Source organism: Streptomyces sp. NPDC001410 (assembly GCF_042895235.1).
Classification (GTDB): Bacteria; Actinomycetota; Actinomycetes; order Streptomycetales; family Streptomycetaceae; genus Streptomyces.
Genome location: NZ_JBIAWE010000025.1, coordinates 123,009 through 139,210 on the forward strand (window position 1 = coordinate 123,009; position 16,202 = coordinate 139,210).

A 16,202-nucleotide genomic window follows, 5' to 3' on the forward strand; every position below is an offset into this window, starting at 1 on the left:
CACATACAGCTATCAGCTGACTACCCTTGGTGAACATGAAAATTGCTTTCGTCGGGAAGGGCGGCAGCGGCAAGACCACGCTCTCCTCCCTCTTCATCCGCCACCTCGTGGCTGCCGGCGCCCCGGTGGTCGCCATCGACGCGGACATCAACCAGCACCTCGGCCCCGCGCTCGGCCTCGAGGAGGCGGAGGCGGCCGCGCTGCCCGCCATGGGCGAACGGCTGTCGCTGATCAAGGACCACCTGCGCGGCTCCAACCCGCGCATCGCCTCGGCCGCGACGATGATCAAGACGACCCCGCCCGGCGAGGGCTCACGGCTGGTCCGGGTGCGGGAGCCCAACCCGGTGTACGACGCCTGCGCGCGCCCGGTGGAACTCGACGGCGGCGCCGCCCGTTTGATGGTCACCGGCCCCTTCACGGACGCCGACCTGGGGGTCGCCTGCTACCACTCCAAGACGGGAGCGGTGGAACTGTTCCTGAACCACCTCGTCGACGGCCCCGACGAGTACGTCGTGGTCGACATGACCGCGGGTTCGGACTCCTTCGCCTCCGGCATGTTCACCCGCTTCGACATGACGTTCCTCGTCGCCGAGCCGACCCGGAAGGGGGTCTCCGTCTACCGCCAGTACAAGGAGTACGCCCGTGACTTCGGTGTCGCCCTGAAGGTCGTGGGCAACAAGGTCCAGGCACCGGACGACGTCGACTTCCTGCGCGCGGAGGTCGGGGACGACCTGCTCGTGACGGTCGGGCACTCCGACTGGGTGCGCGCCATGGAGAAGGGCCGTCCGCCCCGGTTCGACCTCCTGGAGGAGGCCAACTCCCGCGCTCTGCACACCCTCCGGGCCGCCACCGACGCCACGTACGAGCTGCGCGACTGGGAGCGCTACACACGCCAGACGGTGCACTTCCACCTGAAGAACGCCGAGGCGTGGGGCAACGAGCGCACCGGGGTCGACCTGGCGGCGCAGGTCGACCCCGGGTTCGTGCTCGGTGAGAGCGTGGCAACTCCGGTCTGATGCCTACTGCTTGACCGCCGACGCCCCGGGGACGCCCTTCGGCGCCGGAGCCTGGTGGCCGGAGAGGAAGGACGCCCAGCCCTGCCGGGGCGCCTGGCCCACCTCCAGGGTGCGCAGCTTCGCCAGCGTCTGCGGATCCTGGGCGTCCAGCCAGTCGACGAGCTGATGGAAGGAGACGCAGCGCACCTCGGACTTGTTGCACACCTCCTTCACCACCTCGTCGACGGCCCGCATGTAGGTGCCGCCGTTCCAGGACTCGAAGTGATTGCCGATGATCAGGGGCGCGCGGTTGCCGTCGTAGGCCCGGTAGAAGCCCTTGAGCAGGCCGTCACGCATCTGATCGCCCCAGTAGTCGTACATGTCGGGGTCGCCCTGGGTCTGTGTGCCGGACTGGTTGACCATGAAGTTGTAGTCCATGGTCAGTTGCTCATAGGTGTGCCCCGGGAAGGGGACCAGCTGCATCGACACGTCCCACAGGCCCTCCTTCTTCTTGGGCCAGACCTGGTCGTCGACTCCGCTGGAGTCGTAGCGGAAGCCCAGCTGGCTTGCCGCCTTCCTGAAGTTCTTCTGCCCTTCCAGGCAGGGGGTGCGGGCGCCGATCAGCTCCTTTTCGTAGTCGAAGGGAAGGGGGGCCGCGTTCTTCATCGCGGTATTGGTCTTCCAGGTCTTCACGAACTCCTTGGCCTGGGCGATCTCGCTCTTCCACTCCTTCACCGACCACTCGCCGACCCCGCCGTCGGGGCCGCAGAAGTGGCCGTTGAAGTGGGTGCCGATCTCGTTGCCCTCCAGCCAGGCCAGCCGCACCTGCTTGAGGGTGTCGGCGATGCCCTGCTCGTCGTTGAAGCCGATCTCCGAGCTGCCCGGCGAGTGCTGCGGGGGCCGGTAGAGGTCACGCTTCTCCTCCGGCAGCATGTACACGCCGCTGAGGAAGTACGTCATCGTCGCGTGGTTCTCCTTGGCGACCTTGCGGAAGTGGGAGAACAGCTTCTGGCTGTCCTCCCCCGCTCCGTCCCAGGAGAACACCACGAACTGCGGGGGCTTTTGACCGGGCTTCAGCCGCTCGGGGCTGGGCAGATGCGGTTGCGTACCGGTGAACGCGGTCGACCCGTCGCCGATCAGACGGAGCACACTGTTGGGCGCCGGCGCTCCCTTCTGCGGGCCGGACGACCCTTCCTTCGAGCCGCTGGAGCTCGCGCAACCGGCGAGCGAGGCGGCACACGCCGCGGCGACCATGGCGCCGGCGGCGATCCTCTGGTTGGCGGCCATGTTCCGCCACCTTCTTCCTTCTCTCGGACAAACGCTGGCGAGCGCGTTTTGCGGTGATGTGCCGGGTTGTGCCGACAGCGCCGCCAAGGTCGCACGAGGCCGAGAAGGAATTAGTACGACAAGCCGATGAAATGCTCGCTTCACTCGCTGGAGTGACCTGATGCTCCATTTGCCCCGAAAAACTATGCAAGTCCTTTACTTCGTATTACGGTTCATTTACTAAGCGTTGATTTCATCCCGCCGCTGCACGCCGTGACCCCACGGCCGCGACCGATCCCCGCCCCGCGGGGCACCCCCCAGTCCGCGACCGCGCCGCCCGGAGGAGACGGGACCATGTCAGCCTGCGCCCCCCTTTGCACCCACCACCCCCACCCGCCGCACAGCCCCCCACCGGCCCCGCGCCGGCGCTTCCTCGTCAAGGGCGCCGATCTGTCCGCGTCCGTCGCGGTGTTCCTGATCGCCCTTCCTCTGTCCCTCGGTATCGCCCTCGCCACCGGCGCCCCGCTCCAGGCCGGCCTGGTCGCCGCGGCCGTCGGCGGACTCGTCGCCGGCCGGTTCGGCGGCAGCCCGTTGCAGGTCAGCGGCCCCGCCGCCGGACTCACGGTGGTCACCGCAGACCTGATCCACCGCTACGGCTGGCAGGCCACCTGCGGCATCACCGTCCTCGCCGGGCTCGCCCAACTGAGCCTCGGCTGCCTGCACGTGGCCCGCGGCGCACTCGCCGTCAGCCCCGCCGTGGTGCACGGCATGCTCGCCGGCATCGGCGTCACCATCGCCGTGGCCCAACTGCACATCGTCCTCGGCGGCAGCCCCGACAGCTCCGTCCTCGCCAACCTGCGCGCCCTGCCCGCCCAGTTGGCCGACCTGCACCCGGCCGCCGTGTCGATGAGCGCGCTGACCCTGACCCTGCTGCTGGCCTGGCCGCGCATCCCCGGCCGCGCCGGCCGTCTGCTGCGCGGGGTCCCGGCCGCCCTGGTCGCCGTCGCCGGGGCCACGGCCACCGCCGCGCTGACCGGGCTGGCCCTGCCCCGGGTCGACCTGCCGTCCTGGTCCGGGCACGCCCTTCCCCAGCCACCCGACGGTCCGGTGCTGGGCATCGCCACCGCCGTCCTCACCATCACCCTGGTCGGCAGCGTCGAGTCACTGCTGTCCGCCGTGGCCGTCGACAAGCTGATCGCCGCCCGCGGCGGACCGCACGTTCCCCGGTCGGACCTGGACCGGGAACTGCGCGGTCAGGGTGCCGCCAACATCGTGTCCGGAGCGCTCGGCGGGCTGCCCGTCACCGGGGTCGCCGTTCGCAGCGCGGCGAATGTGCAATCCGGTGCCGTGAGCCGGAACTCCACGATGCTGCACGGCGTTTTCGTAGTAGTCGCCGCGCTGCTGATGGTCCCGCTCCTGGAGCAGATCCCGCTCGCCTCGCTCGCCGCCCTGGTGATGGCCGTCGGCATCCAGATGGTGTCCCTGCACCACATCCGCACGGTGACCCGCCACCGCGAAGTGCTGGTGTACGCCGCCACCGCACTCGGCGTGGTCTTCCTCGGTGTCCTGGAGGGCGTGGCCCTCGGGGTCGCCGTGGCGGTCGCCCTCGCCCTGCACCGCCTCACTCGCACCCGTATCACGCATGAGGAGAAGGAAGGAGTCCATCACGTACATGTACGAGGCCAGCTGACGTTCCTCGCGGTGCCCCGGCTCAGCAGAGCCCTGCATCTCGTACCCCAAGGCGCCCACGCCGTCGTGGAGTTGGACGGTTCGTTCATGGACCACGCGGCGTACGAGTCGCTGCAGGACTGGCAGAGCGCCCACACCGCGCGGGGCGGTTCCGCCGAGCTGGCGGGCCGGCGCAACGGAGTCACGACCGCCGACCCGGCCCCGTCCGCGGCGTGCCGGTGCCGCCCCTGGACGCCCTGGCGCAACCACCAGTCCTGCTTCGCCGGGACCCCCTCGGCCCCCGCCGCCCCGGCGGCCCGCGAACTGGCCCGTGGTATCAGCTCGTTCCAGCGCAACACCGCCCCGCTGGTGCGGGCGGAGCTGGCACGGCTGGCACGGGAGGGCCAGCGGCCCGCGCAGCTCTTCCTCACCTGCGCCGACTCCCGGCTCGTCACGTCGATGATCACCTCCAGTGGTCCCGGCGACCTGTTCGTCGTCCGCAACGTCGGCAACCTGGTGCCGCCGCCGGGCGAGGAGCACGGGGACGACTCGGTGGCGGCCGCGATCGAGTACGCGGTGGAGGTGCTCGGGGTCCGGTCCATCACGGTGTGCGGGCACTCCGGGTGCGGGGCGATGCAGGCGCTGCTGACCGCCGAGCCCGGGGAGCCGCAGACCCCGCTGAAGCGGTGGCTCAGGCACGGGCTGCCGAGCCTGGCGCGGATGGCCTCAGACCGCCGCGCCTGGCCCCGGCTGGCCGGGCGGGCGCCCGCCGACGCGGTGGAGCAGCTGTGCCTGACCAACGTGGTCCAGCAGCTGGAGCATCTGCGGGCGCACGACTCGGTCGCGCGAGCCCTGGCGGCCGGTGCGCTGGAGCTGCACGGGATGTACTTCCACGTGGGCGAGGCGCAGGCTTATCTGCTCGGGCGAACCGGAAAGGTGTTCGAGGACGTGAAGGACGACGGGAGCGCAGTGAAGGAGCTGCGCAGTCCGGTGTGACCAGCCACCCCCGGATAGGTCTAAACCAATTTTGCCGTCGACCCTTGTCATCCGCCCCCCGCGTCTGATGAGCTGTGGCCTGGGACACAACGGACACCCTGGGAAAGGGAGATGTCGTGAGCAACGAAAGCCTGGCCAACCTCTTGAAGGAGGAGCGACGCTTCGCGCCGCCGGCTGACCTGGCCGCGCATGCCAACGTCACGGCAGAGGCGTACGAGCAGGCCAAGGCTGACAGGCTCGGCTTCTGGGCCGAGCAGGCCCGCAGGCTGACCTGGGCCAAGGAACCCTCGGAGACGCTGGACTGGTCGAACCCGCCGTTCGCGAAGTGGTTCAAGGACGGCGAGCTGAACGTCGCGTACAACTGCGTGGACCGGCACGTCGAGGCCGGGCACGGGGACCGGGTCGCCATCCACTTCGAGGGCGAGCCCGGCGACAGCCGTGCGATCACCTACGCGGAGCTGAAGGACGAGGTCTCCAGGGCCGCCAACGCGCTGCTGGAACTCGGCGTCCAAAAGAGCGACCGCGTCGCGATCTACATGCCGATGATCCCCGAGACCGCGATCGCGATGCTGGCCTGCGCCCGCATCGGCGCCGCGCACTCGGTCGTCTTCGGCGGCTTCTCGGCGGACGCGCTCGCCACCCGGATCCAGGACGCGGACGCCAAGGTCGTCATCACCGCCGACGGCGGCTACCGGCGCGGCAAGCCGTCCGCGCTCAAGCCGGCCGTCGACGACGCGATCGACCGGGTGGACAACGTGGAGCACGTGCTCGTCGTCCGCCGCACCGGCCAGGACGTCGCCTGGAACGCCGAGCGGGACTCCTGGTGGCACGAGCTGGTGGAGCGGCAGTCCGCCGAGCACACCCCGGAGGCGTTCGAGGCGGAGCACCCGCTGTTCATCCTGTACACCTCCGGCACGACGGGGAAGCCGAAGGGCATCCTGCACACCTCCGGCGGCTATCTGACGCAGGTGGCGTACACGCACCACGCGGTGTTCGACCTCAAGCCGGAGACGGACGTCTTCTGGTGCACGGCGGACGTCGGCTGGGTCACCGGGCACTCGTACATCGTGTACGGACCGCTGGCCAACGGCGCTACGCAGGTCATGTACGAGGGCACCCCGGACACCCCGCACCAGGGCCGGTTCTGGGAGATCGTGGAGAAGTACCGGGTCACGATCCTCTACACCGCGCCGACCGCGATCCGGACGTTCATGAAGTGGGGCGACGACATCCCCGCGCAGTTCGACCTGTCGTCCCTGCGGGTCCTCGGCTCCGTGGGCGAGCCGATCAACCCCGAGGCCTGGGTCTGGTACCGCAAGCACATCGGCGCCGACCGGACGCCGATCGTGGACACCTGGTGGCAGACCGAGACCGGCGCGATGATGATCTCGCCGCTGCCCGGCGTGACCGAGACCAAGCCCGGTTCGGCGCAGCGCCCGCTGCCCGGCATCTCCGCGACCGTCATCGACGACGAGGCGAACGAGGTGCCCAACGGCGGCGGTGGCTACCTGGTCCTCACCGAGCCGTGGCCGTCGATGCTGCGCACCATCTGGGGCGACGACCAGCGGTTCATCGACACCTACTGGTCACGCTTCGAGGGCAAGTACTTCGCCGGTGACGGCGCGAAGAAGGACGACGACGGGGACATCTGGCTGCTGGGCCGGGTGGACGACGTCATGCTGGTGTCCGGGCACAACATCTCCACCACCGAGGTGGAGTCGGCGCTCGTCTCGCACCCGTCGGTGGCCGAGGCGGCCGTCGTCGGTGCCACTGACGAGACCACCGGCCAGGCCATCGTCGCCTTCGTCATCCTGCGCGGCACGGCGTCCGAGGACGACAAGCTGATCGGCCAGCTGCGCGACCACGTCGGCGCCACGCTCGGCCCGATCGCCAAGCCGAAGCGGATCCTGCCGGTGGCCGAGCTGCCGAAGACCCGCTCCGGCAAGATCATGCGCCGGCTCCTGCGGGACGTGGCCGAGAACCGCCAGCTGGGTGACGTCACCACGCTGACCGACTCCACGGTCATGGACTTCATCCAGGCCAAGCTCCCGGCGGCGCCGAGCGAGGACTAGGGCCTACGGCTGGTCCACGGCTGAAGGGGCGCCCGGCGACAACTCGCCGGGCGCCCCTTTTGCACTTAACGCGCATATCGTACGGATCACCGGATGCATCCCAACGGCAACCTTAGGTAAACTAAGCAAAACTCCAACGCGAAACGATCCTCAAGGTGTGCCGGGAAGTCTGGTCGGCAAGCGCTCCGTCCTGCCCACCGACCCGGAGGTCCCCGCCGTGGCCGCGCCCCGCACCCCGAACACCGCCCGCAAGGTTCTCGGACGTCTGTCCCTGCCCGAGCGGACCTTCGTCGCGGACGCGCTGCGCGCCGAGACCGTCGGCGGTGTCCTGCTTCTCGTCGCCACCGTGACGGCGCTGGTCTGGGCGAACATCCCCGCGCTGCGGCACAGTTACGAGGCGGTCAGCGACTTCCACTTCGGCCCGAGCGCCCTCGGCCTGAACCTGTCCGTGGCCCACTGGGCCGCCGACGGCCTCCTCGCCGTCTTCTTCTTCGTCGCCGGCATCGAGCTGAAGCGCGAGCTGGTCGCCGGGGACCTGCGCGACCCCAGGGCGGCGGTGCTGCCCGTGGTGGCCGCGCTGTGCGGGATGGCCGTACCGGCGCTCGTCTACACCCTCACCAGCCTCACCGGGCACGGCGCCACCCAGGGCTGGGCGGTGCCCACCGCCACCGACATCGCCTTCGCTCTCGCCGTCCTCGCGGTCATCGGCACCTCGCTGCCCAGCGCCCTGCGCGCCTTCCTGCTCACCCTCGCGGTCGTCGACGACCTGTTCGCGATCCTGATCATCGCGATCTTCTTCACCGAGCGGATCAACTTCGCGGCGCTCGGCGGTGCCGTCGCCGGGCTGGCGGTCTTCTGGCTGCTGCTGCGCAAGGGCGTACGCGGCTGGTACGTGTACCTGCCGCTGGCCGTCGTCGTCTGGGCGCTGATGTACAACAGCGGCGTGCACGCGACCATCGCGGGCGTGGCGATGGGCCTGATGCTGCGCTGCACCACCCGTGAGGGTGAGGAGCACTCGCCGGGCGAGCACATCGAGCACCTGGTACGGCCGCTGTCGGCCGGGCTCGCCGTACCGCTGTTCGCGCTGTTCAGCGCCGGGGTGGCGGTCTCCGGCGGGGCGCTCAGGGATGTGTTCACCGAGCCGGAGACGCTCGGGGTGGTGCTCGGGCTGGTCGTCGGCAAGACGCTCGGCATCTTCGGCAGCACCTGGCTGACGGCCCGCTTCACCCACGCGGAGCTGAGCGAGGACCTGGAATGGGCCGACATCTTCGCGGTGGCTTCCCTCTCCGGGATCGGCTTCACCGTCTCGCTGCTCATCAGTGAGCTGGCCTTCACGGGCGACACGCTGCTGACCGACGAGGTGAAGGCGGCCGTCCTCACCGGATCGCTGATCGCGGCCCTGTGTGCCACGGTGCTGCTGAAGATACGCAACGCCCGCTATCGCGGGCTGTGCGAGGACGAGGAGCGCGACGAGGACCTGGACGGCATTCCGGACGTCTACGAGCAGGACGACCCGGCCTACCACCTGCGGATGGCGGACATCTTCGAGCGCAAGGCCGCCGAGCACCGCCGCATCGCCGCCGAGCAGGCCGCCGCGGCGCGCCACGGGGGTGCGGAAGTGCCGGGCGGGGCGGGCGAGGAGGACGGTCGTCCGGCATGATCTGACGAGACGGTACAAATCAAGACGGCAGATACGACTTCAGAGGGAGAACGCGATGAGCGCACCCGACGGCAGCCCGGTCGGCGCCGAACGCAGCATCGGCCAGCTGGTCGCCTCGGCGACGACCGAAATGTCGGCGCTGGTGCACGACGAGATCGCGCTGGCCAAGGCCCAGCTCAGGCAGGACGTCAAGCGCGGCGCGACGAGCGGCGGCGCGTTCGGGGCGGCCGGCATGGTGCTGCTCTTCTCCCTGCCGATGCTCAACTTCGCTCTGGCGTACGGCATTCGGACCTGGAGCGGCTGGAACCTCGCCGTCTGCTTCCTTCTGTCCTTCGCGGCGAACGTGCTGGTCGCCGGCCTGCTCACGCTCATCGGCATGGCGTTCGCGAAGAAGCTCAAGAAGAGCCAGGGTCCGCAGATGGTCGCCGCGTCGATGAAGGAGACGGCGGGCGTCCTCCAGAACGCCAAGCCGCACCCGCGCCCCGAGCTGCCGCAGGACCGGGCGCCCGAGGCCATCGAGGCTGTGGCACGCTCGTCGTCATGACGGAGCCCGCCGCGACATCGGCCGTGAGGATCGACCTCCCCCACGGGGAGAAGGTGACGCACCGGGACGTCGCCGCCAACGGCGCGCGCTTCCACATCGCCGAACTCGGCGACGGACCCCTGGTGCTGCTGCTGCACGGCTTCCCGCAGTTCTGGTGGACGTGGCGGCACCAGCTGGTCGCGCTCGCCGACGCGGGGTACCGGGCGGTGGCCATGGACCTGCGCGGTGTCGGCGGCAGCGACCGCACCCCGCGCGGGTACGACCCGGCCAACCTCGCCCTGGACGTCACCGGCGTCATTCGCTCGCTCGGCGAGCCGGACGCTGCGCTGGTCGGGCACGACCTGGGCGGCTATCTGGCGTGGACGGCGGCGGCGATGCGGCCCAAGCTCGTACGACGGCTCGCGGTCGTGTCGATGCCGCACCCCCGGCGCTGGCGCTCCGCGATGCTCCTGGACGCCCGGCAGACGGCCGCCGGCTCCTACATCTGGGGCTTCCAGCGGCCGTGGATCCCGGAGCGTCAGCTGACCGCCGACGACGGCGCGCTGGTGGGCCGGCTGATCCGGGAGTGGTCCGGGCCGCGGCTGCCGGAGGACGCGGACGTGGAGACGTACCAGCGGGCCATGTGCATCCCGTCCACCGCACACTGCGCGATCGAACCGTACCGCTGGCTGGTGCGCTCGCTGGGCCGCCCGGACGGCATCCAGTTCAACCGCAGGATGAAGCGGCCGGTTCGGGTGCCGACGCTCCATCTGCACGGCTCACTGGACCCGGTGGCCCGCACGCGCAGCGCGGCCGGCTCGGGCGAGTACGTCGAAGCCCCGTACCGCTGGCGCCTGTTCGACGGTCTCGGGCACTTCCCGCACGAGGAGGACCCGGCGGCCTTCTCTTCCGAACTGATCAACTGGCTGAAGGATCCCGAGCCGGACCGGTAAGCAACCCGGTGAGTGGAGTATCCGGTTCCTGAACAGTTGTTCCCCGAACGGCCACATGCCTGCCGCATAGGCCAATTGGGGGGCGCCGAGGCGGTTATCGACCTTGGGGCAGGGGCACACGTCGGGGTATGGGCTGGACGCACGACTACAGTGACGCACCCCGCAACCGCCGCTCGGCCGCTGGGCCGAGCTCCTCACAGCGAGGCACTCCGCAGCTCGCGGAGGCGGACCTCAGGGTGGGAATTCCGCGCATCCTGCGCCGCCGGGCCCGCTGGGTCTCCGTGCGCCTGCGTCACCCGCGCGGCTGAACCGCGCGGGACGCTTCCCCAACACCCCTACAGGGCGCAGCTGTCGGTGCCCACCTGCTCGTTCGCCGCACGCCCCCGGCTGATGTCCTGCTTGATCTCGTCGGCCGTGAGCGCGTAGCCGGTGTCGGCGTCGTCGAGGGACTTGGCGAACACCACGCCGTACACCTTGCCGTCGGGCGTGAGCAGCGGGCCGCCGGAGTTGCCCTGGCGGACGGTCGCGTACAGGGAGTAGACGTCGCGGCTGACCGTGCCGCGGTGGTAGATGTCCGGGCCGTTGGCCGTGATGCGCCCGCGCACGCGCGCGGCACGGACGTCGTACGAGCCGTTCTCCGGGAAGCCCGCGACGATCGCGCCGTCGCCGCCGCCCGCGTCCTGGGTGGTGAACCGGAGGGCGTTCGCCTTCAGGTCCGGTACGTCGAGGACGGCGATGTCGCGCTTCCAGTCGTACAGGACGACCTTCGCGCCGTACTTGCGGCCCTCGCCGCCGATCTGCACGGAGGGCGCGTCGACGCCGCCGACGACATGCGCGTTGGTCATGACGCGGCGGTCGGCGAAGACGAAGCCGGTGCCCTCCAGGACCTTGCCGCAACTCTGGGCGGTACCGGTGACCTTGACGATGGAGCGCTGGGCCCGGGTGGCGACCGGGCTGTTCGCCAGGGCCGGGTCGGGCGGCTCCACGTCCTTGATCGGCTCGTTGGAGAAGGGGCTGAAGACCTGCGGGAAGCCGTTCTGCGCGAGGACCGAGGTGAAGTCCTTGAACCAGGTGTCGGCCGCGGCGGGCAGCGCCTCCGACACGCCCAGGAGCACCTTGGAGTTGCGGACCTCCTTGCCCAGGGTCGGCAGCGTGGTCTGAGCCAGCGCGGATCCGATCAACCAGGCGACGAGCAGCATGGCGACGACGTTGACGAGGGCGCCGCCGGTGGCGTCCAGGGCGCGTGCCGGGGACCAGGTGATGTAGCGGCGCAGCTTGTTGCCGAGGTGGGTGGTCAGGGCCTGGCCGATGGAGGCGCAGACGATGACGACGACCACGGCGACCACGGCCGCGGTGGTGCCGACCTCCGCGTTGTCGGTCACGGCGTCCCAGATGACGGGCAGCGTGTACACGGCGACGAGACCACCGCCGAGGAACCCGATCACCGACAGGATGCCGACGACGAAGCCCTGGCGATAGCCCACGACCGCGAACCACACGGCGGCGACCAGCAACAAGATGTCCAGCACATTCACGGACGACACCCTGTCATGACCGCCAGTCGAGCGGGACCTCGTTCTCCCTGTCCCAAGGGCGCTCCCAGCCCGCGAAGTGCAGCAGGCGGTCGATCACTCCGGCCGTGAAACCCCAGACCAGGGCCGATTCGACCAGGAATGCCGGACCCCGGTGACCGCTGGGGTGGACGGTGGTCGCGCGGTTGGCGGGGTCCGTGAGATCCGCCACGGGGACGGTGAAGACACGGGCGGTCTCGTTCGGGTCGACGACGCCGACCGGGCTGGGCTCGCGCCACCAACCGAGCACGGGCGTGACGACGAAGCCGCTGACCGGGATGTAGAGGGCGGGCAGGACGCCGAAGAGCTGGACGCCGGCCGGGTCGAGGCCGGTCTCCTCCTCGGCCTCGCGCAGCGCGGCCCGCAGCGGCCCGTCGCCGTGCGCGTCGCCGTCCTCCGGATCGAGGGCGCCGCCGGGGAAGGAGGGCTGGCCGGCGTGGGAGCGCAGGGAGCCGGCCCGCTCCATGAGCAGCAGCTCGGGGCCGTGCTCGCCGTCGCCGAACAGGATCAGCACGGCCGACTGCCGGCCCGAGCCGTTCTCCGGCGGCAGGAAGCGGCTGAGCTGGAGCGGCTCGACCGTCTCCACGGCCCGCACCACCGGGTCCAGCCAGCCCGGCAGACCCTCCTTGCTCAGCATGACCGGACCTCTGTGCGTGTCGTGCGTGTACGTCGTCGCCACCCCCGTCCTGCCGTGTCCAACGCCCCGGAGCCCCGAGATCGTTCCGTCATCCGGCCCCCAGCGGCGGCGCCGGCTTGCCACCCGCGTCGAGGTAGGCCTGCGGCGGGTTCAGGCGCTGGCCCGGGTAGCCGCCCTTCTCGTACTTCAGGAGCTTCTTCGCCTTCTCCGGGTCCGTCTCGCCCTCGCCGTAGGCCGGGCAGAGCGGGGCGATGGGGCAGGCGCCGCAGGCGGGCTTGCGGGCGTGGCAGATGCGGCGGCCGTGCCAGATCACGTGGTGGGACAGGTCGGTCCAGTCGCTCTTCGGGAACAGCGCGCCGACGGCCGCCTCGATCTTGTCGGGGTCGGTCTCGTCGGTCCACTGCCAGCGCCGCACCAGCCGCTGGAAATGGGTGTCCACGGTGATTCCCGGGCGCCCGAAGGCGTTGCCGAGGACCACGAAGGCGGTCTTGCGGCCGACACCGGGCAGCTTGACCAGGTCCTCCAGCTTTCCGGGGACCTCGCCGCCGAAGTCCTCGGCGAGGGCCTTGGAGAGCCCTATCACCGAGCGGGTCTTGGCCCGGAAGAAGCCGCAGGGACGCAGGATCTCCTCGACCTCCTCCGGGTTGGCGGCGGCCAGATCCTCGGGGGTGGGGTACTTCGCGAAGAGCGCCGGCGTGGTCTGGTTGACGCGCAGATCGGTGGTCTGGGCGGACAGCACCGTGGCGACCAGGAGCTGAAAGGGGTTCTCGAAGTCCAGCTCGGGGTGGGCGTACGGGTAGACCTCGGCCAGCTCGCGATTGATGCGGCGGGCACGGCGGACCAGGGCGGTGCGGGACTCGTTGGCAGCCGGTTTTTTACGAGGTACCTTTTGTCCTGATTTCATACTTTTGTTATTTCCGCCAGAGCCTTGTTCGCCCACAGCGGAATCCCGACGTACAACCACCCGCCCAGCCCCCTTGGCCTGTGCTCTCACCGGCGTTTTGGACACCCGGCCAGCCTAAAGCCAGGCACCGACATCCGCCCCGGACCCGGAAGATCAGCCCCCGATTGGACCCCTGCCGCTTACCTTGGGACACCTGTGCGGCATCCTTGTGACAGATCACACTGTTTGGATCGTCCGGCAAAATGGGGAGCACGGTCCCCTGGTACCAAGGGGGAGCAAGATCCCCTGAGCAGGTCGACAAGGAGAGAACTCGTGGACGACGTTCTGCGGCGCAACCCGCTCTTCGCGGCTCTCGACGACGAGCAGGCCGCGGAGCTTCGCGCCTCCATGAGTGAGGTGACCCTCGCGCGCGGCGACTCGCTGTTCCACGAGGGCGATCCCGGTGACCGGCTGTATGTCGTCACCGAGGGCAAGGTGAAGCTGCACCGCACCTCCCCCGACGGGCGCGAGAACATGCTCGCCGTCGTCGGCCCCAGCGAGCTGATCGGCGAGCTGTCGCTGTTCGACCCGGGCCCGCGTACCGCGACCGCGACCGCGCTGACCGAGGTCAAGCTGCTCGGTCTCGGTCACGGCGACCTCCAGCCCTGGCTGAACGCGCGCCCCGAGGTGGCCGGCGCCCTGCTGCGCGCCGTCGCCCGGCGACTGCGCAAGACCAACGACGCCATGTCCGACCTGGTCTTCTCCGACGTGCCCGGTCGTGTGGCGCGCGCCCTGCTGGACCTCTCCCGCCGCTTCGGCGTGCAGTCCGAGGAGGGCATCCACGTCGTCCACGACCTCACGCAGGAGGAGCTGGCCCAGCTGGTGGGCGCCTCGCGCGAGACCGTGAACAAGGCGCTGGCGGACTTCGCCCAGCGTGGGTGGCTGCGCCTGGAGGCGCGGGCCGTGATCCTGCTGGACGTCGAGCGGCTGGCCAAGCGGTCGCGCTGAGGTCGTTGGGGGCTGCCGCCCCCAGGCCCCCGCTTTCGGCCTGACCGGCCTCGTCCTCGAACGCCGGACGGGCTGATCGATGCCGACCGGCACCGAAAAACATGCGGCTTCACCGTGCCCCTCGGGGCACAGTGAACGCATGGTCGAACTCCCCGTCCCCCACGGGCTCGACGCCCTGGGCTTCATCGAGCGCGAAGGCTCCCTCGCGCGCGTGCCGCACGCGTTCCGTCCGGTCGTGGCAACCGCGCGCGACCGGCTGCTGGACACCTTCGGGACGCGGCTGCACAGCGCCTACCTCTACGGGTCGATTCCGCGCGGCACCGCGCGCGTGGGGCGCAGCGACCTGGATCTGCTGGTCGCGCTGCACGAGGAGCCCGCCGACGCCGACCGGGAGGCCGTCCGTGCCCTCGGCGAGGCGCTCGACAAGGAGTTCCCGCAGATCGACGGCGTGGGCACGCTGCTGTACGGCCGGGCCCGGCTGCTGAGCGACCTGGAGAGGTACGACCTGGGTTGGTTCGTGGCCTGCCTGTGCACCCCGCTGCTCGGGGACGACCTCGCCGAGTACCTGCCCCGCTACCGCCCCGACTCCCTGCTCGCCCGGGAGACCAACGGCGACCTCTCGCTGCTCCTCCCCCGCTGGCGGGAGCGGATCGCCGCCGCCGCGGACCGTGCGGAGGCCCGGCGGCCCCTGGTGCGCTTCATGTCCCGGCACCTGGTCCGCACCGGCTTCACCCTCGTCATGCCCCGCTGGAACGGCTGGACCAGCGATCTGCGGGAGATGGCCGAGGTGTTCGGCGCGTACTACCCCGAGCGGGCCGCCGAGCTGCGCAGGGCGGCGGAATACGGCTACGAGCCCGTCGGCGACCCGGACGTGCTGCGGTCGTACGTGGACGACCTCGGTCCGTGGCTGGCCGGGGAGTACGCGCGCGTGCACGGCGTCAAAGCCCCACGGCCGGACTAGACGCCCGCCCCGCAGCCGGACCGGCCCCCTGCCCCTCGGCCGGACCAGACCTTCGCCGGACTAGATCAGCCCGTGCTCGCTCAGATACTCCATCTGGGCCCGCACGGACAGCTCGGCCGCCGGCCACAGGGAGCGGTCCACATCGGCGTACACATGGGCGACGACCTGGGCCGGGGTGCGGTAGCCGTCCTCGACGGCCGTCTCGACCTGGGCGAGGCGATGGGCGCGGTGGGCGAGGTAGAACTCGACCACGCCCTGGGCGTCCTCCAGGACCGGCCCGTGGCCCGGCAGGACCGTGTGCACGCCGTCGTCCACGGTCAGGGACCGCAGACGGCGCAGGGAGTCCAGATAGTCGCCCAGGCGGCCGTCGGGGTGCGCCACGACCGTCGTACCGCGCCCGAGGATGGTGTCGCCGGTCAGCACGGCTCGGTCGGCCGGGAGATGGAAGCACAGGGAGTCCGCGGTGTGCCCGGGTGTCGGCACGACCCGCAGCTCCAGGCCGCCGACGCTGATCACGTCCCCGGCGGCCAGGCCCTCGTCACCGAGCCGCAGCGCCGGGTCGAGGGCACGCACGCGCGTGCCGGTCAGATCGGCGAAGCGGGCGGCGCCCTCGGCGTGGTCGGGGTGGCCGTGGGTGAGCAGGGTGAGGGCGATCCGCTTGCCGGCCCTCTCGGCCGTGTCGACGACGCTGCGCAGGTGTGTGTCGTCCAGCGGACCCGGGTCGATCACCACGGCCAGGTCGGAGTCGGGCTCGGCGAGGATCCAGGTGTTCGTGCCGTCCAGGGTCATCGCGGAGGCGTTGGGTGCAAGCACGTTGACGGCCCGTTCGGTCGCGGGCCCCGAGAGCACACCGCCTCGCGGCTGGCCGGGCAGGGCTGCGGCGTCGGTCATGCGGAAGCTCCGTCCGGCAGCGTCGTCGATGCGTCGAGCCGCCGGTCGGAGGCCGGCGCAGCGCCCCGCAGCCCGCGCAGCGGTGCAAGGGGCGCACGAGGAAACGGCACACCGCCTC

14 protein-coding genes are annotated in these 16,202 nt (G+C 70.6%); 9 read left to right on the plus strand and 5 right to left on the minus strand.

Going from position 1 to position 16,202, the window contains the following annotated elements; translation table 11 throughout:
- The first annotated feature begins 35 nt into the window (after nt 1-35).
- Nucleotides 36-1,016, plus strand: a complete 981-nt coding sequence (locus ACFY3C_RS40465) for an ATP-binding protein (protein ID WP_390774395.1) — start codon at nt 36-38, stop codon at nt 1,014-1,016.
- Nucleotides 1,017-1,019: 3 nt separating this feature from the next.
- Here ACFY3C_RS40465 and ACFY3C_RS40470 read toward each other — a convergent pair whose 3' ends face one another.
- Entirely contained in the window at nt 1,020-2,282 is a 1,263-nt protein-coding gene (locus ACFY3C_RS40470; protein ID WP_390774396.1) for a hypothetical protein, read from the minus strand.
- Between the two features lie 333 nt (nt 2,283-2,615).
- Between ACFY3C_RS40470 and ACFY3C_RS40475 the strand changes: the two genes are divergently transcribed.
- The 6 genes from ACFY3C_RS40475 to ACFY3C_RS40500 all read left to right on the plus strand — a co-directional run bounded on the left by ACFY3C_RS40475 (nt 2,616) and on the right by ACFY3C_RS40500 (nt 10,441).
- Nucleotides 2,616-4,925: a bifunctional SulP family inorganic anion transporter/carbonic anhydrase gene (locus ACFY3C_RS40475; RefSeq protein ID WP_390774397.1), complete on the plus strand. Its 2,310-nt coding sequence runs from the start codon at nt 2,616-2,618 to the stop codon at nt 4,923-4,925.
- Between the two features lie 116 nt (nt 4,926-5,041).
- Entirely contained in the window at nt 5,042-6,997 is a 1,956-nt protein-coding gene (acs, locus tag ACFY3C_RS40480) for an acetate--CoA ligase (RefSeq protein ID WP_390774398.1), read from the plus strand.
- Nucleotides 6,998-7,214: 217 nt separating this feature from the next.
- On the plus strand, nt 7,215-8,657 hold the full coding sequence (gene nhaA, locus ACFY3C_RS40485) for a Na+/H+ antiporter NhaA (protein WP_390774432.1): 1,443 nt from the start codon (nt 7,215-7,217) through the stop codon (nt 8,655-8,657).
- A 55-nt stretch (nt 8,658-8,712) separates the two neighbouring features.
- Nucleotides 8,713-9,201 (plus strand): phage holin family protein, encoded by a 489-nt coding sequence (locus tag ACFY3C_RS40490; RefSeq protein WP_390774399.1) that lies wholly within the window; start codon nt 8,713-8,715, stop codon nt 9,199-9,201.
- Nucleotides 9,198-10,133: an alpha/beta fold hydrolase gene (locus ACFY3C_RS40495; RefSeq protein WP_390774400.1), complete on the plus strand. Its 936-nt coding sequence runs from the start codon at nt 9,198-9,200 to the stop codon at nt 10,131-10,133. Before ACFY3C_RS40490 ends, ACFY3C_RS40495 begins: the two co-directional genes overlap by 4 nt.
- Before the next feature lie 128 nt (nt 10,134-10,261).
- Nucleotides 10,262-10,441: a hypothetical protein gene (locus ACFY3C_RS40500; protein ID WP_145887608.1), complete on the plus strand. Its 180-nt coding sequence runs from the start codon at nt 10,262-10,264 to the stop codon at nt 10,439-10,441.
- 27 nt (nt 10,442-10,468) lie between these two features.
- Here the strand turns inward: ACFY3C_RS40500 and ACFY3C_RS40505 are convergent, their stop codons facing one another.
- The 3 genes from ACFY3C_RS40505 to nth all read right to left on the minus strand — a co-directional run bounded on the left by ACFY3C_RS40505 (nt 10,469) and on the right by nth (nt 13,281).
- On the minus strand, nt 10,469-11,668 hold the full coding sequence (locus tag ACFY3C_RS40505) for a MarP family serine protease (protein ID WP_386579442.1): 1,200 nt from the start codon (nt 11,666-11,668) through the stop codon (nt 10,469-10,471).
- 13 nt (nt 11,669-11,681) lie between these two features.
- On the minus strand, nt 11,682-12,341 hold the full coding sequence (locus ACFY3C_RS40510; RefSeq protein ID WP_386579441.1) for an NUDIX hydrolase: 660 nt from the start codon (nt 12,339-12,341) through the stop codon (nt 11,682-11,684).
- Between the two features lie 88 nt (nt 12,342-12,429).
- On the minus strand, nt 12,430-13,281 hold the full coding sequence (gene nth, locus ACFY3C_RS40515; RefSeq protein WP_390774401.1) for an endonuclease III: 852 nt from the start codon (nt 13,279-13,281) through the stop codon (nt 12,430-12,432).
- Between the two features lie 276 nt (nt 13,282-13,557).
- On the opposite strand from nth, the gene ACFY3C_RS40520 reads away from it, so the two are divergent.
- Both ACFY3C_RS40520 and ACFY3C_RS40525 read left to right on the plus strand, forming a co-directional pair.
- Nucleotides 13,558-14,232: a Crp/Fnr family transcriptional regulator gene (locus tag ACFY3C_RS40520; protein ID WP_023547771.1), complete on the plus strand. Its 675-nt coding sequence runs from the start codon at nt 13,558-13,560 to the stop codon at nt 14,230-14,232.
- Nucleotides 14,233-14,371: 139 nt separating this feature from the next.
- Nucleotides 14,372-15,193, plus strand: coding sequence for a nucleotidyltransferase domain-containing protein (locus ACFY3C_RS40525; RefSeq protein ID WP_390774402.1), 822 nt, complete (start codon nt 14,372-14,374; stop codon nt 15,191-15,193).
- A 60-nt stretch (nt 15,194-15,253) separates the two neighbouring features.
- Here the strand turns inward: ACFY3C_RS40525 and ACFY3C_RS40530 are convergent, their stop codons facing one another.
- Nucleotides 15,254-16,084 carry an MBL fold metallo-hydrolase gene (locus ACFY3C_RS40530; RefSeq protein WP_390774403.1) on the minus strand — a complete coding sequence of 277 codons (831 nt, stop codon included), beginning with the start codon at nt 16,082-16,084 and terminating at the stop codon, nt 15,254-15,256.
- Nucleotides 16,085-16,202: the final 118 nt, after the last annotated feature.

Bases quoted from the DNA above. Each gene is read 5' to 3' on its own strand.
- ACFY3C_RS40465 (WP_390774395.1), top strand. From the start codon at position 36: ATGAAAATTGCTTTCGTCGGGAAGGGCGGCAGCGGCAAGACCACGCTC.
- ACFY3C_RS40470 (WP_390774396.1), bottom strand. From the start codon at position 2,282: ATGGCCGCCAACCAGAGGATCGCCGCCGGCGCCATGGTCGCCGCGGCG.
- ACFY3C_RS40475 (WP_390774397.1), top strand. From the start codon at position 2,616: ATGTCAGCCTGCGCCCCCCTTTGCACCCACCACCCCCACCCGCCGCAC.
- ACFY3C_RS40490 (WP_390774399.1), top strand. From the start codon at position 8,713: ATGAGCGCACCCGACGGCAGCCCGGTCGGCGCCGAACGCAGCATCGGC.
- ACFY3C_RS40495 (WP_390774400.1), top strand. From the start codon at position 9,198: ATGACGGAGCCCGCCGCGACATCGGCCGTGAGGATCGACCTCCCCCAC.
- ACFY3C_RS40500 (WP_145887608.1), top strand. From the start codon at position 10,262: ATGGGCTGGACGCACGACTACAGTGACGCACCCCGCAACCGCCGCTCG.
- ACFY3C_RS40510 (WP_386579441.1), bottom strand. From the start codon at position 12,341: ATGCTGAGCAAGGAGGGTCTGCCGGGCTGGCTGGACCCGGTGGTGCGG.
- ACFY3C_RS40525 (WP_390774402.1), top strand. From the start codon at position 14,372: ATGGTCGAACTCCCCGTCCCCCACGGGCTCGACGCCCTGGGCTTCATC.
- ACFY3C_RS40530 (WP_390774403.1), bottom strand. From the start codon at position 16,084: ATGACCGACGCCGCAGCCCTGCCCGGCCAGCCGCGAGGCGGTGTGCTC.